The organism is Actinomadura meyerae (assembly GCF_900188445.1).
Lineage (GTDB): Bacteria > Actinomycetota > Actinomycetes > Streptosporangiales > Streptosporangiaceae > Spirillospora > Spirillospora meyerae.
Window position 1 is genome coordinate 86,886 of record NZ_FZOR01000016.1, and the last position, 22,398, is coordinate 109,283.

Here is a 22,398-nt window from a genome sequence, read left to right on the forward strand (position 1 = left end):
GACACGTCCGATCCTCTGTCCGCCGAGCTATGCCTGGCAAATACCAAATCCCCTAGCCGGTATCACTCACCGGATATAGACCCGCCGGCCGGCGACGTGGCCGGATGCGGCCAAGATCGCGGCCTTGCCGGGACCGGCCGCCCGTGTCACTTTGATCATGTACCGCCGGTGATCTTCGGGAGGCCCCGAGCATGACCCACGGCACCGGAGCATGACCCGGGGAACCGCAGCATGACCCGCGGCGCCCGCCCCCTCGACCCGCCGTCCTTCCTCCGCCTCGACCCGCCCGAACTCGACGGCGGCGACCTCGTCGTCCGCGCCCGGCCGACCGCGTCCCGCGCCCGGACCCGCACCAGCCCCTCCGCCCCGCTCGCCTACCTCTACGAGACTCCGGACGAGCACGAACCCGAGCACACCACCCGACTCGCGGCCGGCCACTACGACACGACCACCCTCACCTGGTCGTTCTCCGGCGACATCCCGGGGATCATCGGGCTCACCGAGCCCACCTCCCCGTAGCGGCCCCGCGCACGAGTGTCCGGCAACCCCCGTCCCGAAAGGCACAGCCATGCCCGGAACCCTGACCAGGCCCGCCCTGCGCACGACCCGCGCGTTCATCTCACCCGACCACGCCGGCTTCGACCCGGCGGCGATCCCGACCCCGGACGGCGACGAGCGGCCGTTCGGCTACGCCTACTCCACCCCGTGGGGGACGCCCGACGAGGGCGCCCCGGCCGCCGACCCGCAGGCGGGGCACTACGACCCCGCCACCCAGACCTGGGTCGGCCCCAACGGTGAGGACATCACCGCGGGGTACAGCTCGTACACCGTCACCGGCTCGGGCCAACCGCCGTGGGGCGACAAGATCCTCGACGATGTGTGCGCCTGACGCGTGAACGACGATCGGCCAGAGGTCCTGATCCTCACCCAGGACTTCGACCCGACGGTCGACCCGGTCGTCCGAAGCCTCACGGCCAAGGGCGCCCGGGTCTTCCGGGTCGACACCAGCTACTTCCCCCGCCGGCTCAGCTTCGCCACGTCCGACTTCGACGGCGCGGACCGGGCCGTCATGCGCCACCACGACGGCGAGATCGACCGCGAGGTCGACCTCAACGCCCTGTCCGGCGTCTGGTACCGGCGGCCCACCGCGTTCGAGTTCGGCGACGACATGGGCGAGGCCGAGCGCGAGTTCGCCCGCTACGAGGCGCAGCACGGCGTCGGCGGCATCTTCCGCTCGACCGACTGCCTCTGGATGAACCGACCCGACCTGGACGCGGTCGCCGACCTGAAGCCCTACCAGCTGAAGCTCGCCAAGAAGGCCGGTCTGCGGGTCCCGCGGACACTGCTGACCAACGACCCGGACGAGGTCGCGCGGCTGGCGAAGCAGGAGGGCGAGGGCAAGCTCGTCTACAAGTCGCTCAGCGGCGGGGTGATCCACTACCCGGGCGCGTTCCCGTCCGGCCTGTTCACCGCCGTGCTGGGCGAGGAGATCGACGAGCACCTCCCCCGCGTCCGGCACACCATCTGCCAGTTCCAGGAGTACATCGAGAAGGCGTACGAGGTCCGGCTCACCGTCATCGGCGACAGCTACTTCCCCGTGGTGATCGACTCGCAGGGCGCGGAGCGGACCAAGGTCGACTGGCGGGCCGACATCCAGATGAACTACGGCGACTACCGGCCGCTGCCAGAGGACGTCGTCCGCCGCACCCGGGCGCTGCTCGACGAACTCGGGCTCGTCTACGCCGCCGTCGACTTCATCGTCACCCCGGACGGCGAGCACGTGTTCCTGGAGTCCAACCCCAACGGCCAGTTCATGTGGATGCAGAACGACCTCGGGCTGCCGATGAGCGACCGCATCGCCGACCTGCTGATGAAGGGCCATGCGGGCCGGACCGGTGAAGTGGAGCAAATCGGCTACTGATGGACGATCCACCGCCCGTCACCGCGGCCGAGTGGTCGCAGCCGCCGCAGGTCGGCCTGCGGCGGCTGCCCCGGCTCGTCTGGGGCGCCGTCCGCCTCGCGGCGTCGGCGGCGCCCCGGGAGTACGCCCTCATCACGGCGCTCCAGGCCGTCGCCGGCCTCGGCCTCGTGCTGCCGCTGCTCGGCGGACGTCACCTCCTCGACCAGGCGCTCGGCGGCGCCGACACCGCCGACGTTCTACTGCAGGGCGCGGTCGTCCTCGCGATGACGGGGCTGATCGCCGTCGCGGTCTCGGTCGCGTCGTCGCGAGACGACGTGCTGAGCGAGTTGCTCAACCGGTACGCGATGGGCCGGATTCTGGACGTCGCCTGCACGGTCGACCTCGCGGAATTCGAACGCCCCGCCTTCCACAACCGGCTTGAGCGCGCCTCGATGAGCGCTCGGATCCGGCCGCATCAGGTCGTCCAAGGGCTGGGGGCGCTGACCAGCGCGCTAATGGCCACCGCCGGGGTCGCGTTGGCGCTCGCGGCGATCGAGCCGTGGCTCGTCCCCGCAACGCTGGCCGCAGGGGCGCCGCTGTGGCTGGCCGGGCTGAAGAGCGGGCAGGTGCTGTACGGCGCACTGTTCCGGCTGACCCCTGCCGAGCGGGAACGCAGCTATCTGCAGGACGTGCTGACCAGCCGCCGCTCGGCTGCTGAGGTCCGGGCGTTCGGCTTGGCCCCGCACCTGCGCGGACGCTGGGAGGCGCGGACCGAGGAGCGTCTTGAAGAGATCCGCCGTACGGTTCGGACCCGCCTGCGCATTACGTTGGCGGCGCGGTGCGTGAGCGGCATCGCGCTGGGGGCTGTGCTCGGACTGCTGCTGGCGTACACGGCGACCGGCGGAATGCCGGTGGCCGACGCGGGCGCCGCCGCCACCGCCGTCATGCTGCTGGCCGCACGTCTTCGGATGTCCGCTGCGGGTACTGACCAGCTCTTCGACGCGGCGCCCTTCGTCCAGGACCTCACCTCGTTCCTGACCCCGCCGGAGCGCGGGCCGGTTGGGTCGCCGCCTCCGCCGTTCGGCGTGCTGACGGCTGAGAACCTTTCGTTCACGTATCCGTCTGCCGCGCGTCCTGCTGTTGACGGCGTTGATCTGCGGATCGAGGCGGGGCAGGTCGTCGCGCTGGTGGGCGAGAACGGGTCGGGTAAGACGACTCTGGCGAAGCTGCTGTCGCACCTGTACCGGCCGGAGTCGGGGCGGATTCTGTATGACGGCGTGGACGTCTCAGGCGCTTCTGCTGACGGCCTGCGCGAGTCGATCGCCGTGCTGTTCCAGGACTTCGAGCGCTACGTGCTCCCGGCGTCCGACAACATCGCGCTGGGCCGCCCTGAGGCACCAGCCGACGCCGAGGCCATCGCGCGGGCCGCCCGCGCGGCCGGGGCGGACGGGTTCTTGCGCGGCCTGCCGGACGGCTATTCGACCTTGCTCGGCCCCCAGTTCGCAGGAGGCACGGACCTGTCGGGCGGCCAGTGGCAGCGGGTTGCACTGGCCCGCGCGTTCTTCCGGGACGCCCCGTTCGTCATCCTGGACGAGCCGACCGCGACGCTGGACGCCCGTGCGGAACACGAGTTGTTCGACCGCCTGCGGACGTTGCTCGCCGGACGGACCGTCCTGCTGATCTCGCACCGGTTCTCGACCGTCCGGATGGCGGACCACATCTACGTGCTGGCGGACGGTCAGGTCGCAGAACACGGCACCCACGACTCGCTCATGGCCGCAGGCGGGCGCTATGCCGAGCTGTTCACGCTCCAGGCCGAGGCGTACCTGGACCCGTCAGACATACCCAGCGCTTGAGGTTGACGGATCCCGCTATCACCGTCCTGTGATACCAAGTCGGCATGCGCGCGATCGACCTCCTCAACGGACGGCTGAAGCTCCGGCACCTGGTGCTCGTCGTCGCCATCGCCGATCAGGGCAGCGTCCTGCGGGCCGCCGAGCACCTGCATCTGGCACAGCCCGCCGTCACCCGCAGCCTGCGCGAAGTCGAGGGCATCCTCGGCGTCGACCTGTTCACCCGAGGCCCGCGAGGCGTGACACCAACGCTGTTCGGGGAGGCGTTCATCGAGCACGCGCGCGCCGTCCTGGCCGAACTCCGCCGCGCCGGCGACCGCATCACCGGCCTGGCGGACGGCGAAGTCGGCACGGTCACGATCGGCACTCTCCTGGCGGGCTCGAACGTCCTGCTCCCCCGGGCGATCGCCGCGCTCAAGAAGGACCGGCCGGGCATCACCGTCATCGTCCAGGAGGCGACGTTCGACGCCCAGGTGCCGCGCCTCCTGGACGGCGAGATCGACCTGATCCTCGGCCGCCTCAACCCGATCGACGACCTGCGCGGCCTCCGCCAGCTCACCCTCTACGGCGAACCAGTTCTCCTGGTGGCCCGCCAAGACCACCCGGCTCGCGCCGTACCCGACCTCACGTTGGCCGACCTCCTCGCCTACCCGTGGGTGCTGCCCCTGGAGCAGACGGCCTTGCGCACCGAACTGGAACAGGTCTTCCGCGCCTCGGGCCTGACGCTTCCCGGCAACCTGGTCGAGTGCACGTCCGTCCTGACCGTCCGGACCCTGGTTCGCGACACCGACATGATCGCCGCGCTCCCGGAACTGGTGGCCCGCACCGACGTCGACATAGCGCCGCTGCCCGTCCCGCTGGAGACGGTCCGCCGCCAGGTCGGCGTGACACTCCCCGCAGGCCGCACCCCGACGCCGTCGGCCCGCCTGATGCTCGACCACCTCGAACGCGAGGCGGCGGCGCTCACCGCCTGATCAGGCGCATCAGCTCCGTGCTCACCCGCGACTCCGGATCGGCGAGATCGAGCACGACGTCAAAGTGGTCGCGGCCGGGCACGATCATCAGCTCACCGGCACCCCACTGCGGCTGGAACAGCCTCGACTGCTCCAAGAACCCATCCCCGTCGTCCTCCGCGACCGCGAAGACCGCAGGACACCGATGGTCGGCGTCCAGCAGAGCGGGGCTCAGCGCGGCAGCCCGCTCCAGATCAAGCTTCACGTACTCGTTGACATACACCCGAGTGATCGGCCGGATGTCGAACAGCCCGCTGAACGGCATCGCGGCCTTGACCACGTCCCGCGGAAGCCCGAAGTCGTCCTGCCAGCCGCCGACCATCGTCATCCCGGTCAGATGCCCGCCCGCCGAACTGCCGCCCACCACGATCCACTCGGAATCGAGGCCGAACTCCCGTCCATGCCGATACACCCACGCCACAGCGGCCCGCACCTGCCGGACGATCTCCTCAAGCGACGCCTCCGGCGCCAGCGTGTAGTCAGGCACCACGGTCGCGACGCCCTGCTCGTACAGGGCACGCGCCATGAAGGACGACACGTCCCGCGAGAGCGCCATCCAATAGCCGCCGTGCAGGAAAACGAACACGGGCCGCAGGCCGTCGTCCCCGGTCCCCCACACATCGAGCCGCTCGCCGCTGGCCTCGTCGTAGACGATCCCTGGATGGCCGGGCAGCCCGTCCACGGCCTGCTCCGAAAGCTCCCGGTACCGCACCATATGCCGCTCGAAGAGCTCCGGCCCGGCCTTCCGCCGCACGTTGTAGGCGACGTCCAGTTCCTCGTCGCTGAGCCCGCTCCCCGGCCAGTCATCTAGATCGTCCACGCTCCCACCCTCCTCCCACCCCGCACGACCGGGCAAATACCGATTCACCCGGCGGCTATCACCACTCTGCTATCCGCTCGCCACCTCGAACCACACGGAGACCCCGTCCTGGCCGTCGACGATCCCCCACCGGTCGGCGAGCCCGTCCACGATCATGAGCCCCCGCCCGGACTCGCTCAGCCCGCCCCGCTGAGCCGGCACGATCGGCCGCCCCCGCGCCCCGCCCTCATCCTGAACCTCGACCCGCAGCCGGGTAGCCGAGACGAGCACGGACACCCGCACCCCACCCCCGGGCAACCCACTGTCCGTGTGACGGACGGCGTTAGTGGCGATCTCGCACACCATCAGGTCGACGTCGTCCAGGTCGAAGGAGTGCTCAACCCCTTCCAGCGCCCGCCTCACGTAAGTACGAATGTCCCGCACGCCCAGCCCCTCGCTGGACGACAGCCGAACATCCCTCCGCTCCCAGACGATCACGACGACACCCCGGCGATCCGCCGAGCGGCCAGCCGCACCGACTCGGCCGGTACCTTGCAGGCCGCGTCCCACAGGTAGGCCCATCGCCCGTCCCGCTCCTGGACGCCGAGCACCGCCAGCGACCGCCGCCGCGCGACCAGCGGAACCGAGAGCACGGGCTCCGCCGTGGCGTCGAGGTAGAGCACGGACCCCTGTCCGACCTCCCGCAACGCCCACATGAGCCGAACCAGCACCCGGAACCGCTCCAGCGTCACCCCGTCCCGCCCCGGCCCGCCAGGCACCTCACGCTCCGGGGGCTTCGGTAGATTGCACACAGTCCGACTCCTTTCCAGTCGGGCGAGGCCCCGGGGCTCGGTGTGGCCGCACCGCCCGGGGCCGCTCTCTTCGTTTCTCTGCGCCACTCGTCCAGTCGGTGGCACTCTGTGTTCGCAAGAATGCACTACGCACACACGCTGCGCAATACTGCATACGAAATCCGGCTTAGACAGGAGACACCTTGTGACCGGCAAGCAAGATCGAAGTCACAGCCCGCTCCTCCGCGCCCGCCGCCTCGCCCTGGAGCTGACGAGGCGCCGGGAGGCCGCCGGCCTCACCCGCGACGAGGTGACGCGCCGCCTCGAGTGGGCGAACTCGACTCTGTTCCGCATCGAGACCGGCCGCACCAAACCGCAGCCCCGCAGCGTGCGCGAGCTCCTCGACCTCTACGGCGTCACCGGCTCCCAGAAGGAGGGGCTCATCCAACTCGCCCGCGAGGCTCGCCAGCCTGGCTGGTGGTACTCCTTCCGAGACGTTCTGCCCGATCCATATGAGGTCTACATCGGCCTTGAGGCGGATGCTGCGGTCATCCGCGCATTCCAGCCCCTCGTGGTGCCCGGTTTTCTCCAAACTCCCGACTACGCACGCGCGATGATCCGCAGCGGCCCCCAGGAATTGGAGTCGGACGAGGTCGATCGGAGGCTGCATGTGCGCATGGCACGTCAGCAGGTCCTCAGGCAGGCACATCGTCCACGTCTCTGGGCGGTATTGGACGAGGCTGCGCTGCATCGTACGGTCGGCAGTAAGACGATCATGCGAGAGCAGTTGATGCACCTGGCATCGATGGCCGACGCGGGGAAGGCGACCATACAGATCATTCCGTTCAGCTGCGGCGCCCACGCTGGCACTACCGGCCCATTCGTCATCCTGAGCTTTGCTCAGCCGACCGACCCGAACGTGGTGTACCTCGAGACGATCCCAAACGGTATCTACCTGGAACACACAAGCGACATTGAGGCATATATGATTGCATTCGACCATCTACTCACGGCCGCCCTGGACCCCGATGACTCGATATCCCTGATCAATCGGGTCGCGGACGCGATCGTCTGAGTTCTACGAACAGGAAGTACGCGATGGGCAACCCGCAGTCATCTCATGCCATCTGGCGCAAGAGTTCTCGCAGCGGCCAGAACGGCGAGTGCGTCGAAGTCGCCCAAGTTGAGGACGTGATCGCCGTCCGCGACAGCAAGGCTCCCACATCCGGCCAACTCGTGCTCAGCCAGAAAGATTGGACCGCTTTTGTCGACCAAGCACGGGCCGGACGCTACGACCGTTAGCCAAACACCAGGATGCGTCATACACCGCAGCAAACTCACGCACACGACATGACGCAAGGGCCGCACAACCAACAACGGCGTTCAGCCCCCAGAACTGGACCGCGTTCGTGACCGATGCACGAGAGGGCCGCTACGACCTTCCATGAACCCGTCTGCCTCCACTCCGACCACCACCCACCCTCCGGGAGACACGGCATGGACGCCACCTACTTCTCGCCAACGACGTTCAAGATGCAACCAAACGCTACAGACTGCGACGAAGCCACGCTCGTCGATAAGCATCCTGCTCTGCCACTGTCCCTACCTTCGACAGAGATGCGGAGGAGAATATGTACCGATAATTAATCTTCGGAAAGAAAAAACTAATGATATTGTAGATCATCATTTGGACTCCAGGTCGACGATGGACAGCTATCTTCATTCCACCCATTTGGCTACCCATTCGCGTTGGCCAGCAGTCTACTCTTGCCCCCACGACCAGGAAGCGAACACCATGCCGTTCGGGCTCCGTCCGCGCAGCGCGGAACGCATCAAAAAGATCATCCCCCTCTCCCACCCAAAGCGCACCATCCCCACCGTTGACCTCAACCTTCCACTTCAGATTTTCGTAGTCAGCCAGCAATGTCCACACGAGCACGCCCTCGTGGGGCACTAGAACCGAGATACCCTCTTTCACGCAATCACCTTTCACTGCGGAAATGGCAACCAATCCCCAACTGGAACTCCTCCTCTATATTCACGATATTCAGTGATAAACTGAGCGTCAATCACCTCCTTGAAGGCAACTTCGCGCTCACCCGGAAAGCCGTTCCTCATCATCCAAAACAGCCCCAGCGTCTTGTTTACATCAATACCATCTGGCGCGCCTTCGATCTTGTAGACATACCCACGCATCCCCGTCTTACTACGCATGGTGAACTGCACTGCCATTTTGAGTTTTTTGGAAGTTGAAATAAAAATAGATGGCTCGTTGGAAGTCACGTAAAGTTTGAGGTCATCAGTTCCGCCCTTAGCTTTGAATCCTCCGGCTTTTGCAATGGCCTCGGGCGGTCGTTGATCTCCACGATAGACCGGCCGACTAGCGGTAGGGGCATGACTCGTCGCCTTTCCTGTGTTTTTGGCCGATGCTGGTGCTGCTTTGGCTACGCTGCTGCCGGCACCTGGAGGTCCGCCCTTGGCTCTGCCAGCGAGCTTTTGGATGATCTTGGGGGCGACTCTCTTGAGTAGCGGAGCCGCGACTTTGGCGACTTTCGCCCCCGTGATGGTTAGGCCGACTTCTATTACTGCGCCGGTGAGGCTGGCTTTGAAGCCACCCAGGAGGGTTTGCTGGTCGGCGGGTGTGTTCTGGTGATAGCTGACTGCTCCGTAGACCCATCCGGCGACGGCGGCGCAGCCTACGGTTCCGGTGCCGCTGGTTGCGGCTAGGCATATGCCGCCGGCTGCGAGTCCGGCGATCGTGGCCTGGTGTTTCTTCAGGAAGCCGCCGACCTTGCCAACCTTGCAACTCCAGCCGCAGTGTTTCTTGACCGGTACCGACTTTGCTCCCACGCTGCCGTTGCAGCCGACCCAGCAACCACCACCCGAGGGGATGGACGGCACGACGTAGATCGTCCCGCCGCCCCCATACTTGAAGTTGTTGCGGTGCTGGTTGTTGATATCTTCGCGTTCGGTCCTATTGGAGTTGGGCAGGGTGCCGTGTGCCCCGCCGTCGAGGAGCATGCCGGTGGGGTCGGAGTGGTCGATGGGGTTGTTGCCGGCGTAGGAGTAGCCATTGGCGGTGAGGGGGTCGCCGCCGCCGGTGATCGGGTCGGCGCTGAGGAAACGGCCGGTGACCGGGTCGTATTCTCGGGCGCCGAGGTGGGTCAGCCCAGTGGTGTTGTCTTTGGTGCCGCCGACGTAGCCCTTGTCCATGAGGGCAGGCCAGGTTCCCATTGGACTGCCGCGTTCGGCGCCGAAGGGCGCGAACCGGCGGACGCTCCAGGTGTTCTGGTCGACGGCGTTGACGGTGGTGTCGGCGCTGCCCTGGTAGTCGGGAATGAGGAACTGGATGGTGGAGCTGGAGGTGCCGGTGCGGTAGGCGATGGTCTGGCCAGCGTGGCTGTAGTAGCGAGTCGCGGTGACGGTTCCGCTGGTGGAGACCTTTACCTCTTGGCTGGCCAGGTACAGGGTCGAGCCGTTGGTGTCTTTGCGGATGAGACGGTTGCCAGCGGCGTCATAGATGAAGCTGGCCAGTTCCTTGCCGGAGTCGTCGGTGACCTTGGACAGGTTGCCTTCGGCGTCCCAGACGAGTTTCTGGCCGGGGCGGGTGAGGGTGTTGCCGACCTGGTCGTAGGTGTACAGGTCGGTAGTGCTGGTGGTGCCGTCGGTTTCGGTGAGCGACTTCAGCGCGTGCGGGCTGGTGACACCGCTGTCGCCGAGAGGGGCGGGATAGGTGTATGTGCGGGTCTTGTCGGCGGTGGGGCCGCCGGCGAAGGAGTGCTGGATCTCCTTGGTGCGGTTGCCGACCTTGTCGCCGTGGTTGCCGTTGGGGTCGTACTCGTAGCTGGTCCAGTAGGGAGCGGGGCCGCCGATGGTGGTGGCGGTCGGGGCGGCGGTGCAGTCGGTGTTGGTGGTGGACCAGGCTTCGGTCAGCCGCTGGGCGTAGTCGTAGGTGAAGCACTGCCGATCAGCGGATTTGCCTGCGGCGTTGGTCAGGATCGACCTGATGGAACCGGCGTCCGTGTAGTCGTACTTCGTTTCCAGATCGAAGGTGGCAGTCGAGGCCTGGCGTTTGACGGTGGAACGGGTCAGGCGGTTGGTGGCCGGGTCCCGGTCGAAGGTCTGCCAGAGGAACTTGTCCGACACCGCTGCCATGGCCAGCTGGGTGATATCGCCATGGCCGTTGTAGGTGGTGTCGGCGACGTAGGCGGCGAGGCCGTGCGTCCATTCGGGCAGGCCGGCGTCGTTGTACTCGGTGGTGACGTTCTCAGTGGGGAGTCCCGTGCTCCCGCCGACCGCCGGGTAAGAGGTGGTGAGCGGGGAGCCGTTGAAGTTGTAGGACTGTGTGGTGGTGTAGGTCCCGGCGAGCGCTCCCTGGGACGCGGGGATCGTGACGGTCGTTCCCTCGGCGTTGTAGAGCCCGTCGTAGCCGGTGATGGCGGTGGTGTACTTGTCGGTGCCGATGTGGCGGGTGGAGGTGGCGGGCAGGCCCTTGGCGTAGGGGACGGTGTCGTAGGTCATGGAGGTCAGCGGCGTGCTGCCGTTCTTGACCTCCAGGGGGCGGCCGAGCTTGTCGTAGGTGCGGTTCAGCGTGGTGCCGCGGGCGTCGGTACTGGTGGCGACCTGGTCGAAGTGGTCGTAGGTGACGGTCGAGGTGCCCTTGTCAGGGGTGGTGCTCGTGACGGGGCGGCCCTGGACGTCGTAGGTCGTCTTCCAGACGTTGCCGGCGGCGTCATGGGACTCGGCGGGGCGTCCGGCGCCGTCGTAGGTGATGGTGGTCGCCAGGTAGGGGCCCGTCAGATTGGCGGTCTTGTACTGGCGGGTTTCGACCGTGCGGCCGAGGGCGTCGGTGAGGGTCGCCGAAGGCATCGCACCTGAGGGCGGGATGACGGTGGTGCGCTCGCCGTCGTACCGGTTGGTCGTGGTCCATTTCTGGGTGGAGTAGCTGTAGAGCGTGGTGGTCAGGATCCGCTCGGCGCCGTCGTAGGTGCTGAGGGTCTGGCTGGGGATCTGGTTGTCGTCGGCTGTGGTCAGCACACCGGACGGGTCACCTGTGAGCACGTAGGCTGCGTTGGTCTTGAAGACCAGGCCGCGGCTGTCGTACTTGGTGTCGGTGACGATCCGGCCGCCGCCGACGGCCTCGTTCTGTGACTGGCGAGGCCGCAGCAGGCCGTCGAGCAGGTCGACAGAGGTTTCGTAGGTGGCCGGGTCATCGTTGGTGAGGGTCTTGGTGGTGACCGAGACCGGGTTGCCGTCGGTGGGGAAGGTGTAGGTGTAGATGGTGGAAGGCCGATCGGGGTGCCTGCTGCGCATGTTGTTGGGCAGCCAGGCCCGAACGAGACGGCCGAGTCCGTCATACTCGCCTTCACCTACGCGGCCGTTCGGGTCGGTGACCTTGGTGGGGGTGCCGCGGGCAGGGTTGTACTGGGTCGTGGTGGTGAATCCGGCCGGTGTGGCACCGCCGACACTGACCGGCGGAGTGGTGAGGGTGCTGGATTTCAGCCAGCCCTCGGGGGCGTTGGTGTAGGTGGAGGTGGTGGTGCGGTCGTCGTCAGGGGTGGCAGGGTCACCGACATCGGTGGTCTCCAGAACACGGCCGTACCCGTCGTAGGTGGTGGTCACGGCGGGCACCATGGTGGAGCGGCCGCCCGAGACACCGGTGGCCTTTTCCGTACGGGTGACATTGCCGACGGTCGGGTAGGCGCCGTATGCCTTACCGTCATACATGATCTTCGTGTCAGAGATCATGTCGGCGGGGACCAAGTTCGGTTCGTGACTGGCGTCGTTGTCGCAATCGACCGCTACCGAAAGGTTGCGGATCGGCTGGGACTGGATCGCGCCGGCGGGCGCCGCGCCGCTGGGGAAGACGGTACGGGTGCAGGTGTCGTCGGCGGCGGTGGTGACGTCGCCTTCGTTGTCGACGGCGACGGTGCGGCCCAGCGAGTCGTAGTCGAAAGTGGTCTCGGTGTTGAAGTCGGTACCGTCGGCCTTGCGCGACCGGCCCTTGGTCCACTGCGGTTGGACGCGTCCGCCGTCAACGGTGATGTCGTCGTCGGAGTTGGTGTCGTGAAAGGTGCGGCTGATGGTCTTGGTCCACTTGGGCCGCGATACGCTCGCCGAGACTTCGGCGGCGTCGGTGAAGGCGCCGTTGAAGCTACGGGACTCCAGGACGGCACCAGCGAGCGGATCGAGGTCGCTGATCCCACCGAGCAAGTTCTTGGAGTCGGTGACCGTCACGCTCTGGCGCGGGTTGCCTTTGCCCTGGTAGTTGCCGTCCATGCCTCGGGCATAGGTGGTCTCGGTGCGCGACTGCTGTTCACCGTTCTGACCGTCGCCCGTAACGGTCCGGACTTTGGCGTAGCCGCGCCACTGGGACCAGGTGCGCCATTTGTCCTTGGTCATCCCGTCGTCCTCGGCGTATCGCCAGGCGGCGTCGCCGAGGTAGGTGTAGCGCGTGATTTGAGACCTGGACTGGCCGGTGTTGTCAGCCTCGATGACGTAGCTGGCGACGTACTTGTGGTACCAGTCGTTGACCAGCGTGCCGTCGGGTTGTGTCCACTTCACCGGGAAGCAGCGTTTGGTGTTGCTCTTTGGATCGGGCATGCCGCCGGCCGAATAAACGCACTCTCCGGCCGGTGTGGGGCTGGCGTAGGGATCGGAGTAGCCGACGCTTGTGGTTCCACCAGTGCCGTTGTCGATCCCGACCAGGCGGGGCCGGTCGTACCCGGGCAGAGCGTCCACTCCGGTGCCGGACCGTCCAGTGATCACCCGGTTGGTCATGAGCTGGCCGAACAGGGTGATGCGCGGAGCCTGGGTGTCGATGCCGTCGTGGCCGGTCTGGTCGATGGTGTGCAGCCAGAGCGCGCCGTTCTGGTAGGTCTGGCCAAGGTCCCAGCTGTCGACGATCTTGTAACCGGGGTCCTCAGTGGCGACCGTCCCGTCTTTGCGAAGCTTGGTGGTGATCTTGGTCAGGCGCTCGCGGTTGAAGAACGTCGGCGAGGTCTTGCCGTAGCCGCAGGTTTCACCGCTGTCGCAGATCCGGTCGTCGGGCAGGTCCGTACGTGACGCAACGGAGAAGCGGACGCGGGCGGTGGCCGGAGTGGCGTAGGTGGAGCCCTTGCGCTGGCCGTAGTCGATGCGGCTCAGGTAGCCGCCGGAGTCGTAACGGGTCCCACCGGTGGTTTGCTGATAGCGGGTGTAGTAATTGGTCTCTTTCTCGTAGAAATAGGTGATGGTGCTGTTGTGTGGATCGACGACGTGGTCGAGATTCCATCGCCATGCCTGCTGGCACCAGGCGTCCTTGAATGTGCTGTCGTAACAGGGTTCACCACTGCTGTCGCCGAAGACCGGGACCGTCCAGGTCGAGTCGGTCTCCTTCTCCCCGCTCTCCCAGTCGTCGGGACGGTTGATGCCGAAGTAGTACTCGACGCCGTCCAGGTCAGTCAGCTTCCAGTACTCACCGTTGTCGTCGCCGTTGGTGGCGCCTGTCAGCCGCTCGATGGTGGAGCCGTCGTCGTTGCGTGGACGCCAGGTCTGAGCAGCGCTGTCATACAGCAGTTCGGTGGAGCGTCCGTTCAGGGACAGCACCGCGTTGTGACGGCCCCAGCACAGGTCGCCAGAGGCGTGGCCGGCATCGATGCACGGCTTGTACTTGCGTTCGATGAAGCCAGGCCAGTAGTCGAAGCCATCGCCGATCCAGGAGGCCTGGGAGTTGTCGGCGGCGGTCTTGCCGTCCACCGCCCCGGAACTGTAAGCGACTGTGACCTCGGGCATCAACTCGCCGGGAACCGGCGGCAGCCGCATCGGATAGCTCCAGGAGAACTCTCCGGTGTTACTGCCCGCGTTCCAGTTGGACGCCGGGGACAGACTGGTGGCGCCCCAGTCACCAGTCGGGCCGGACGGGCCCGCCTCGGCGGCCAACACCGTCGCCTGCTCGGCCGCGGCGGTGCCGGTCTGCGCGGAGCCGTCGGTCACGGTGACATCGGCAGACAGTGTCGCGGTCTTGGTGTCGTTGACCGTGGGCAGGACGGTGCGCTGGCGGCAGTGCGCCTGTTCGGGGGTGCTCAACGCGCACGCCGGTAGTTTCACCAGGCGCAGCCGGGACGCCCAATCGCCACCGTGGGCGTCCTTGAATTGCGCATAGGAGAGCCCGACTCTGACAGTTCCCGCATGCGGGGCGGATACCGCCATGACTGCCTCAGTGCGTGTGGCCTTCGCGGTCTTGCGGTCAGCCATCTCCACGTGCACGCGCGGCGGCACCGCCGAGCGGGCCGTTCGCTCGCCCCTACGGGCGGCGGGTGCGCCCGCCCAGACCGGTAGCTTGCCGGCCCGCGCCCATCCGTTGGAGGCCTGACCGTCCTTGCTCTTGCCTGCCCCCAGCGCCGACAAGTCCGCGGTGCCCTGGCCCGGTTCCGGCCAGACCGGAGCAGGAGGCTTGGACGTGATCGGTGTGCCGGCCGTGCCCGGAAGCTTGCTCTCCCGGGCTTTGACGGCCTTGCCCTTTATCCGAGCAGTTTTCTGGGTGGCCGGACGACGGTCGGTCCCGTCCTCCGAGAGTCTGGGCCGCACCGCCGCAGCCGCCTCGCCCGCCACTCCGGCAAGCAGAGCCAGGGCGAGCATGACCGCCACAGTGGCGATCAGCCCATGCGCCCGGCCCAGCGCACGCAACACACCTTTCACAGACGCCTCATCTCCGTCGAAGGCACCTCGGTTGCCACGGCGCTTGCTGGCCGGGCGGTTGAACAGGCTCTAATCGACTTTTGCTGACCACACACGGGATGACTTCGGCGGTACTATCGCGGTGGCTTCGTCACTGGTATTCCAACTTCCAGATCTGATGCGCGGGAATCGGCTCCACGGGATTGGCTTGGAGCACCCGTGCGTCCTCTGGTGCTCCTTCGTCACGCGCATCGGCGACAAGGCCACTGTGCTTGGCGATCAGCCGGTAACCGAAGTTGCCGTCGTCGGCGACGCCAACCACCTTCCACAGTTGGTGCTCCGCGCCCGGTTCGCAGGTGCCCTGCTGGACTGCGGCGTCAGGCTGGGTTTGCGCATCAGCCACTTCCAGACATCGGACCGATCCCGGGTCACCGTTCATCGTGTTGACGTTGGTAAGCATGTAGTAGCCGTCCCCGTAGTCAGAAAACTTCCATTTCTGCCAAGGACCACCATTGCATTCCCAGGGCATAACGAAGATTGCATCAGCAGTGGAACCGCCTGCGACGTCCATACATTTCGACTGGTCAGTTTGCTCATTTGTGACGAGCAGTCGATGGGTGATTCCATCGAGGTGGTGACGCTTCAGAGCAGTGATGCTCCACAACTGCTCTTCGACTATCGGGTCCGTACAGGACCACTGCGAAACATTAGTCCCAGGCGCTGGTGAGGCGCTGTCGACCGCCAGGCACTTGTCACTTCGCCGAGATTTAAGCCAGTACCCGCCGGCCTTCTTCTCCGGCTTCCATTGCTGGCCCGTACTGCCGTTGCACTCGTACTGCCAGACGTTGCGCCCATCCGCGGTGCCCGAACCGTCCGTGCCGTCCACATCTAGACACTTGCCGCTGTTGGGACTGGTCAGCGTGTAGTAGCCGTCACCGACATCCGTGAACTGCCAGTCTTGCGCCGGGTGTGCATTGCAGTTCCACTGCTGCACGTTCGTACCGTTCTCCATTCCGGCGCCGACGACGTCCAAGCAATGGCCGGAGTTCACGTTCACCAGACGCAGCGTCTTCCCAGCAAATTCGTGATCCTGAACCGATTCGGCGTAGATCACCTTCAAGACCGACTCGTCGGGGTGCGCCAGCGGCCACAACTGCGAATCGTCAATCCAACCGTTCCAGAACGCGCTCTTGCTGGAACCATTCACCGTCGCACCGACAAGCAGAGCGCCCGCACCCGGCGCTGGCGTCCACGTTGAGGAAGCCGTTTTCATCTCTGGCGGCATCACTCGTTTGGTCGAGCAAATCCAGGGTGCGTCGGGATCACATACCTTGCTCTCCCCCTCGGCCTGAGTGCGCAGCCAGACCTCCTGCTTGACAGGATCGTAACCACCCATCAAGGAAACCCAGTGAGCACTCCACGGCTGCCCGTCCCCTGCCTCGGGCATGTCGCGAGTGACAGCAGTCAGGACGGCGCCGTCGGCCGCGCGATGCCGGAACGTCCATTTGCCGCTGAGCCATCCGAGTTCAAAGGCCGTCCCATCTGCAGCAGCCTGACTGACCGCGATCTGATCGCCCTGGACGGAGGCGAGCTTCAGCCACATGGAGAACATGAACCGCTGGCTGGTGTCCACCAGCGTGACCGCATTCCCTTCCGGATCAGTCCATGGCTTGACCTCACCGAACTGCGTTGAGCCGTTGAGGCGGACCGCGCGGTCGGTGGGGGAACCGGCACCGAGATTGCCCGCCTCGCCGAAGACCGGGCTGCCGCTGAAGACCAGATCGGCGTTCGGGTTGACCGCTCCGCTCGGCCCGACGGCATGGGCAGTGTCACCGCTGGGCTCATCCATCGACCAGGCCGCGTCCCGCGGCGGCTGCGTTACGCCGAACTCGTACTTCTTCGTCGGGCTGTAGTTTCCGGCCCGGTCGTAGGCCGTCACTTCAACCCATTGCGGCCCGAACCGCTTCGGTATCCACGAAATGTTCGCCGATTCGCCCGCAGCAACCGTTTTCGTCCCCGCGGTCCCGTCGGTGAATTTGTAGTCGAACTTCACTACATCGCCGGAACCGCCGGGCGCGAAGGTGAAGTTGCCGGGGACATACTTGCGTGCGGCCGCGTCATAGCCCGATGTCACACCGGCCGGGTATTCGGGCGATGACACTTCGGGTGCATTTGGTCTGCGAGCGTCCACCGTGTACTCACACCATGCCGACCAAGGCCCGTACAAGTTGGTGTCATCCATCCCGCGCACGCGCCACATCCAGCTCGTGCCGCCATCAGCGGTCGCCGGGAAGTCATCACCCTTGACGGTGGTCAGCGACGTGTGCAGGTAGCCGTCGGCGCCGGCGTGCTGGAACGCACCGCCTGAAGGCACGTACCGCTTCCAACTCTCTGCGGGCTTCCCTAGGGGCGCCAACTCGTACTCGGCCGCCAGCAGTTGTCCCTGGGCGCCACCCTCGTTGTCACCGTCATAGTCAGTGATCATCGCGTTGGCGGTCCGGTCTCTGGAGACGCCCATCCACGGGCGGCCGCTACCGCGCACGCACGCATACTTGGCCGTCCCACCGTTCCTCATGTGGACGTCCTTGGCCGGCATCGGGTACCGGGAGAACTTCACGACCATCCTGGGATCGACATCCATCACCTTCCAGGTGTGGGTGTCGTTGTAATCCGCGTCCGGAAACAGCCCGAGCGTGAAAATATCCCACTTGTGGTCAGTCGCCCACTGGAGAAGACGAGGCAGGTTACCTCCGCTGAACTTCACGTCGTTGGACGTTCCCGCGTCACCGCAGTCCGGGCGTCCCACCTTTACTGCTGCGGCTTGAAGGAAGCTGCTACTCCAGCCCGATCCCTCAGGGATGAAGGCCCCCGGACGCTCGTCCCACGTCATACCTGAACTGATGTGCGTGGTGTTGTACAGCCTCACATCGCGGGAGACACAGGACCATGCATGGAGGGTGTCGAAGGTGATGTCAACCGAGTTGACCTTCACCTGGACGTTTCCGGACCACTGGTGGAGCGCCGATGCGTCCATCCGGATGTAGGACCGCTTGTCGGTGCCATCCTCGATCTCGCGGCCAGTCGGCAAGCGGTCCGGCTTCCAGTAGGCCGAGTTCGGCCACGTGCGGTCGACATACGCCCAACCCGCCTCCTGGCTGCCGTATCCATCACCGTTGTCTTCACGGCCCGCGTTCCACGTCTGCCAAGACGGGTCGAGAACGATGGGGAACTTGGTCTCTGGGCCGGTCAGCAGTCCAGGATCAGGGGTCAAGGTGAGAACACCACCCCCCACCTCAACCGACATCGGAGCCGCACTGGCCTTAGGGGCCGGCCCGGCCGCAATCTCCTCCGTGCTCGTGGGCACTGCGGGCGCCTCGGCCGGAGCTGTCTGCCCCTCCCACATCAGCGGTTCCGGCGCGCTGAAGAGCTCGTTGCCGGCTTCGTCCACAGCCGCCAGGCGACTACCGGAAAGCTCCTTCAGTTGCAGCCCAGAAGTACGCACACCGAACTCGATCTTCGCCAACGCGGGATCAGCCGCCGCCTCCGGCGTCTTCACCACCACGTAGTGGGACCACCCGGTCGGCATCGACCGCACCACCAGATCCACGCCAACACCGCCACCGTCAACGAAAGTAGCGCTCGGGCCATCCAACTGAGGAACCGGCAGCACGGCCCCTGGCCAAGTCAGTGTCAGGCTCTTGCCGTCCTTGGTCATCGTGGCCAGCACATCATCGCCGCCGGCGCCGAAGGTCACACCGTTGACCGACATCCGTGACGCGTACTTGCCATCAGCCGTGCGCTCCAGCGTCAGGTCAGCCTCATGGAACACACCATCCCGCTCCACCCGGACTGGGACCGGCGCCGTCTCCAGCGAGAACTGACCGTCGGGCCACGCGGTCAACTTCTTGGTTTCCGACGTCCGACCCGCGACTTCGACCGGACTTCCCGTCTCCTTGGCCTTCGCCACCGCAGCGTCCAGGGTCGTCGACTCGGACGGACTCGTCTCAGCCGCATTCACCGAGGTCACGGGCGTTGACAGCAATGATGCGACCAGCACCAATGGCATCAATCCGGCGAGCCATCGGGTGCGTCGACACATTCTGTCAACAACTGATGACCGGAAGAACGAACCCCGAGCAGCACGGACATGCACGATGACCTCGCAGGATAAAGCCCGAGTAAAGCCCGCTAAACATAAGCTGAAGATCAGCAGACTTGGAAGAAGATCGACTGAGGCAAGTTTGTGACCTATGTCACACTCACACTCGTCAACCAATTGTCTACTTCAAGCGTCTAGCGGCTGATGTCATCAGCCTTTGACATTCGGAAGGGCTACTGCCAATAAGACGACTGCATCAGCCCATTGTTAGGCACAGTTCACTGCTAACCTGACGACCCGTTCTTCCATGACCTCACAAGGTGACAACATGACCGATCGGACCGATCGCCGAACTGCTGGCTACCGAATGCTCCGCGACTGGATCGCAGCCTTCGCGACTGCCTTCCTAGCCGCGTTGGCGGCTCGTATCGTGTTGGGCGGAGAGACAGGATCGATCGGTAACGTAATGGTTTTCTCAGCGCTGCTCGCTACTGTCCTGGTCGGCGTCCGTATCTTCCAGCACCGATATAGGCGCTGAGGACTGACCGTACGCCGAACTTGCGAGAATTTTGCCCGCACAGGTCAACGACGGATTGTCAGAGGCAGCAGTTGGAGCGGCGAGAATGAGACGCTTCGATAGATCTTCTGCCAGCAGCACGCACAAGGCGTCATCGCAAACGACTTGCCCTCTGATACCAGTGCGCGATGAAGTTTCCGAGCAATCGTACGGTCCAGCAGGTCAACCATGATCCGGGTCTTGTTGCGACCTTGGCCGGGGAAGTCTTCCGACTGCGACTCCGACTTGTTCTTGCCCTCGTAAGGGGTGATGACGGCCGAAGCCGCGGCTCCTAACTTAGCAACGATGGCCTACAGAGCCCGCGAGGTGATGTTGTGGTGGCCGGGTCTGCGCCAGAGCCTTATCGCCGATCCGATCTTCGATCACGAAGGATTGATGGCCTAATTCAGTGTCGCGTGTGGCGATCATGCTGGTCGTGGGTGGCGTCGCTTTTGCCGGGGGCCGCTTATGCGGGCGGGGAGAATGGAGGGCCGGTGTGGACCAGGGCGAGGAGGCGGCCGAGGAGGCGAGGGTCTGTGGAGCTTTGCTCGCTGGCCCGAGGCGATGGCGTTGGCGAGCTTGAGCAGATCGGCGATGTCGAGCTCCGCCGGTGCGTTGCCCTCGTGCTGGGCGCGGGTGAGGAGCATGCCCCCGGTGATCAGGATCGCTTCGCGTGTCCTGCAGGGGGGAGTGCCTTCGAGCACGGGCTGACCAGTGTGTGGGCGGCGCAGGCCTTCGGCTGGGACGCCCTGACCGCCCTGCCCCTGGCCGGCACCGCAGCGCCCGGGATCGAGTTGGGGACGGCGGTGGTGCCCGTCCCGCAACCCACCCCCTTGTCCTGGCCGGTCAAGCCCTGAGCGTCCAGGCGGCGACCGGCAACCGGCTCATCCTGGGCCTCGGGGCGGGCATCTCGATGATGGTCACCGGCATGTACGGTCTTCCGGCCGGTCGTCCTGCCACGAGGATGCGTGAGTACCTGTCGGTCCTGCGTCCCCTCCTGTGCGGGGAGGCGGTCTCTCATCAGAGTGAGACGCTCACGGCCGTGGGTCAGGTGAGCGTTCCGGGGACGACGCCGCCGCCGATATTGCTGGCCGCCCTGGCCCCCGCGATGCTGCGCTTGGCCGGCGAACTCGCCGACGGCACCGTGACCTGGATGACCGGCCCCCGAACCTTGGCCGACCACATCGTTCCCTCGATAACCAGGGCCGCCCAGGCCGCGGGGCGCCCCGCTCCGCGGGTGGTCGCCGGGCTGCTGGTCAGCGTGACGGCCGACGCATCCGGCGTCCGTGACCGGGCCGCCGAACAGTTCGGCCTGGCCGGACACGTCCCCGAATATCGGGCAGTGCTGGACCGCGAGCAGGTCACTGGTCCGCAGGATGTCGTCATCGCCGGGGAATGCTTGCGCGGCACGTCCAGGTCCGCCCACAACATCTGATCGATCACCGGCTTGAACGGAAGCACCGTCCAACGATGCACCCCGTACTTGCGCCGCACCTCACGGGTCGGTGGGGCCACGGCTCGTTCTTGGAATCAGGCTGTTCCAGGTGCGGGTGGAGTGTTAGTGGGCGAGGTTGACCTGTGTTCTGTGGTGGTCGCCTTTGTCGATCAGGTCGACGAAACCTAGGGCGTAGTCGGCGGCGGAGATCGCGCCGCCGTCATCGGGCTGGACCGCGACGTCGTCGCCGAGGCGGTAGCGGCCGAGTGGTTCGGCGGGCATGTGCGCGCCGAACCTGAGCGCCGGGCTCACGAAGACCCAGTCGAGGGTCGCGGGCGTGGCCGGGAGGTCCTCGATGATGAGCGCCGCACCCGCGCGGATCTCGCCGTGGAGCTCTTCGGGAACGCGGCTGAGGTCGGTGACGAATCGATCCGCCCCAGGCGCGGGACGCAGTGATGAGTAGCCCCCGACGACGAACAGGCGCGCGCCTGCGGCGTCGGCCAGACGCGCGACGGTCCTGTAGACGTCGCGGAAGGTGCCGGTCAGCGGGCCGCGTGGGGCGAGTGCGGCCACTACGACATCCGAGCCCTCGATGGCTGCGGCGAGCGTTGCTTCGTCGGAGGCGTCGCCTTGGACATAGGTCACGTCAGGGATCGGCGCGGCGGGGCCTGAGCGGCTCAGTGCGGTGACCTGGTGGCCGCGAGCGGCTGCCTCCGCAGCGATGGCCGAACCGGCATAGCCGGTGCCTCCGAGAACGGTAATGCGAGACATGAGGTGCCCTTCTCCGGGACGGGTGGCGCCGAACGGGCGCAGTGGTTACCATACGAGCCCAACTCTCCATCGGGAAGAAGGCACTTTGTGGTAACCACCCCGGACGAGCCGGTGCTCCGCGGCAGCCCCTACCGCGCGGACTGCCCGACCCGCCGCATCCTGGATCGCATCGGCGACCGCTGGACCGTGCTCATCGTGGGCGCCCTCTGGGACGGCACCGCCCGTTTCTCGGAGCTGCGCCGACGCATCGAGGGCATCTCCCAGAAGATGCTCACCCAGACCCTCCGCGGGCTCGAACGGGACGGGCTCGTGCACCGCACCGTCCACCCCGAAGTACCGGTCCGCGTTGAGTACTCCCTCACCGAGGCGGGCCGCACCCTGCGCGAGCCGCTGCGCGCGCTGGAGGAATGGGCGATCGCTTACCTTGACGACTGGTCGGCGGCGCAGGAAGCGTACGACCGCGCGAATCGGCCTTCTTCCGACTCCGGGGATCGCGACAAGTAACGCCCCGATATCGGAGCTG

Annotated in this window: 17 protein-coding genes; 10 read left to right on the forward strand and 7 right to left on the reverse strand. The window is 66.0% G+C overall.

Annotated features, from left to right (window positions below; genetic code table 11):
• Nucleotides 1-231 precede the first annotated feature (231 nt).
• From CHF16_RS18175 to CHF16_RS18195, 5 genes are read left to right on the forward strand one after another with little or no spacing between them, the layout of a single operon-like run.
• Complete coding sequence (locus CHF16_RS18175) at nucleotides 232-519, forward strand: hypothetical protein (RefSeq protein ID WP_089327251.1); 288 nt, start codon at nucleotides 232-234, stop codon at nucleotides 517-519.
• A gap of 49 nt (nucleotides 520-568) precedes the next feature.
• Nucleotides 569-889 carry a hypothetical protein gene (locus tag CHF16_RS18180; protein ID WP_089327252.1) on the forward strand — a complete coding sequence of 107 codons (321 nt, stop codon included), beginning with the start codon at nucleotides 569-571 and terminating at the stop codon, nucleotides 887-889.
• 3 nt (nucleotides 890-892) lie between these two features.
• A complete protein-coding gene (locus CHF16_RS18185) occupies nucleotides 893-1,921 on the forward strand; it encodes an MvdC/MvdD family ATP grasp protein (RefSeq protein WP_089327253.1) in 1,029 nt (342 codons plus the stop codon).
• Complete coding sequence (locus tag CHF16_RS18190; RefSeq protein ID WP_089327254.1) at nucleotides 1,921-3,756, forward strand: ABC transporter ATP-binding protein; 1,836 nt, start codon at nucleotides 1,921-1,923, stop codon at nucleotides 3,754-3,756. The genes CHF16_RS18185 and CHF16_RS18190 overlap by 1 nt, the downstream gene beginning before the upstream one ends.
• A gap of 44 nt (nucleotides 3,757-3,800) precedes the next feature.
• Nucleotides 3,801-4,727 carry a LysR substrate-binding domain-containing protein gene (locus CHF16_RS18195; RefSeq protein ID WP_089327255.1) on the forward strand — a complete coding sequence of 309 codons (927 nt, stop codon included), beginning with the start codon at nucleotides 3,801-3,803 and terminating at the stop codon, nucleotides 4,725-4,727.
• On the opposite strand, the gene CHF16_RS18200 is transcribed toward CHF16_RS18195, so the two are convergent.
• The 3 genes from CHF16_RS18200 to CHF16_RS40320 form a co-directional block, all read right to left on the reverse strand.
• Nucleotides 4,717-5,586 carry an alpha/beta hydrolase gene (locus CHF16_RS18200; protein WP_245868745.1) on the reverse strand — a complete coding sequence of 290 codons (870 nt, stop codon included), beginning with the start codon at nucleotides 5,584-5,586 and terminating at the stop codon, nucleotides 4,717-4,719. The genes CHF16_RS18195 and CHF16_RS18200 overlap by 11 nt on opposite strands.
• 69 nt (nucleotides 5,587-5,655) lie before the next feature.
• Entirely contained in the window at nucleotides 5,656-6,063 is a 408-nt protein-coding gene (locus tag CHF16_RS18205) for an ATP-binding protein (RefSeq protein ID WP_179271576.1), read from the reverse strand.
• Complete coding sequence (locus CHF16_RS40320) at nucleotides 6,060-6,377, reverse strand: hypothetical protein (protein ID WP_179271577.1); 318 nt, start codon at nucleotides 6,375-6,377, stop codon at nucleotides 6,060-6,062. Before CHF16_RS40320 ends, CHF16_RS18205 begins: the two co-directional genes overlap by 4 nt.
• A gap of 184 nt (nucleotides 6,378-6,561) precedes the next feature.
• On the opposite strand from CHF16_RS40320, the gene CHF16_RS18210 reads away from it, so the two are divergent.
• Together CHF16_RS18210 and CHF16_RS18215 are read left to right on the forward strand one after the other, a co-directional pair.
• Complete coding sequence (locus tag CHF16_RS18210; protein ID WP_179271578.1) at nucleotides 6,562-7,431, forward strand: helix-turn-helix domain-containing protein; 870 nt, start codon at nucleotides 6,562-6,564, stop codon at nucleotides 7,429-7,431.
• A 23-nt stretch (nucleotides 7,432-7,454) separates the two neighbouring features.
• A complete protein-coding gene (locus CHF16_RS18215; RefSeq protein ID WP_089327258.1) occupies nucleotides 7,455-7,658 on the forward strand; it encodes a DUF397 domain-containing protein in 204 nt (67 codons plus the stop codon).
• Between the two features lie 244 nt (nucleotides 7,659-7,902).
• On the opposite strand, the gene CHF16_RS39520 is transcribed toward CHF16_RS18215, so the two are convergent.
• From CHF16_RS39520 to CHF16_RS18225, 3 genes are all read right to left on the reverse strand, one after another.
• Nucleotides 7,903-8,334 carry a hypothetical protein gene (locus CHF16_RS39520; protein WP_143228031.1) on the reverse strand — a complete coding sequence of 144 codons (432 nt, stop codon included), beginning with the start codon at nucleotides 8,332-8,334 and terminating at the stop codon, nucleotides 7,903-7,905.
• An 11-nt stretch (nucleotides 8,335-8,345) separates the two neighbouring features.
• Nucleotides 8,346-15,035 carry an RHS repeat-associated core domain-containing protein gene (locus CHF16_RS41880; RefSeq protein ID WP_143228032.1) on the reverse strand — a complete coding sequence of 2,230 codons (6,690 nt, stop codon included), beginning with the start codon at nucleotides 15,033-15,035 and terminating at the stop codon, nucleotides 8,346-8,348.
• Nucleotides 15,036-15,165: 130 nt separating this feature from the next.
• Nucleotides 15,166-19,080, reverse strand: a complete 3,915-nt coding sequence (locus CHF16_RS18225; RefSeq protein ID WP_179271579.1) for an RICIN domain-containing protein — start codon at nucleotides 19,078-19,080, stop codon at nucleotides 15,166-15,168.
• A gap of 1,125 nt (nucleotides 19,081-20,205) precedes the next feature.
• On the opposite strand from CHF16_RS18225, the gene CHF16_RS41460 reads away from it, so the two are divergent.
• Both CHF16_RS41460 and CHF16_RS18230 read left to right on the forward strand, forming a co-directional pair.
• Nucleotides 20,206-20,526 (forward strand): hypothetical protein, encoded by a 321-nt coding sequence (locus CHF16_RS41460; RefSeq protein WP_245868777.1) that lies wholly within the window; start codon nucleotides 20,206-20,208, stop codon nucleotides 20,524-20,526.
• On the forward strand, nucleotides 20,523-21,104 hold the full coding sequence (locus tag CHF16_RS18230; RefSeq protein WP_245868771.1) for an LLM class flavin-dependent oxidoreductase: 582 nt from the start codon (nucleotides 20,523-20,525) through the stop codon (nucleotides 21,102-21,104). Before CHF16_RS41460 ends, CHF16_RS18230 begins: the two co-directional genes overlap by 4 nt.
• A 123-nt stretch (nucleotides 21,105-21,227) precedes the next feature.
• Here CHF16_RS18230 and CHF16_RS18235 read toward each other — a convergent pair whose 3' ends face one another.
• The gene (locus CHF16_RS18235) at nucleotides 21,228-21,875 is read right to left on the reverse strand and encodes an NAD(P)-dependent oxidoreductase (RefSeq protein WP_089327261.1); all 648 of its coding nucleotides are present in this window, start codon (nucleotides 21,873-21,875) and stop codon (nucleotides 21,228-21,230) included.
• A gap of 87 nt (nucleotides 21,876-21,962) precedes the next feature.
• Between CHF16_RS18235 and CHF16_RS18240 the strand changes: the two genes are divergently transcribed.
• On the forward strand, nucleotides 21,963-22,379 hold the full coding sequence (locus tag CHF16_RS18240) for a winged helix-turn-helix transcriptional regulator (protein ID WP_089327262.1): 417 nt from the start codon (nucleotides 21,963-21,965) through the stop codon (nucleotides 22,377-22,379).
• The last annotated feature ends 19 nt before the right edge of the window (nucleotides 22,380-22,398 follow it).

Coding starts and splice junctions, on each gene's coding strand:
- CHF16_RS18195 (WP_089327255.1), top strand. CDS start 3,801: ATGCGCGCGATCGACCTCCTCAACGGACGGCTGAAGCTCCGGCACCTG.
- CHF16_RS18225 (WP_179271579.1), bottom strand. CDS start 19,080: ATGCCATTGGTGCTGGTCGCATCATTGCTGTCAACGCCCGTGACCTCG.
- CHF16_RS18175 (WP_089327251.1), top strand. CDS start 232: ATGACCCGCGGCGCCCGCCCCCTCGACCCGCCGTCCTTCCTCCGCCTC.
- CHF16_RS18190 (WP_089327254.1), top strand. CDS start 1,921: ATGGACGATCCACCGCCCGTCACCGCGGCCGAGTGGTCGCAGCCGCCG.
- CHF16_RS18235 (WP_089327261.1), bottom strand. CDS start 21,875: ATGTCTCGCATTACCGTTCTCGGAGGCACCGGCTATGCCGGTTCGGCC.
- CHF16_RS18180 (WP_089327252.1), top strand. CDS start 569: ATGCCCGGAACCCTGACCAGGCCCGCCCTGCGCACGACCCGCGCGTTC.
- CHF16_RS18215 (WP_089327258.1), top strand. CDS start 7,455: ATGGGCAACCCGCAGTCATCTCATGCCATCTGGCGCAAGAGTTCTCGC.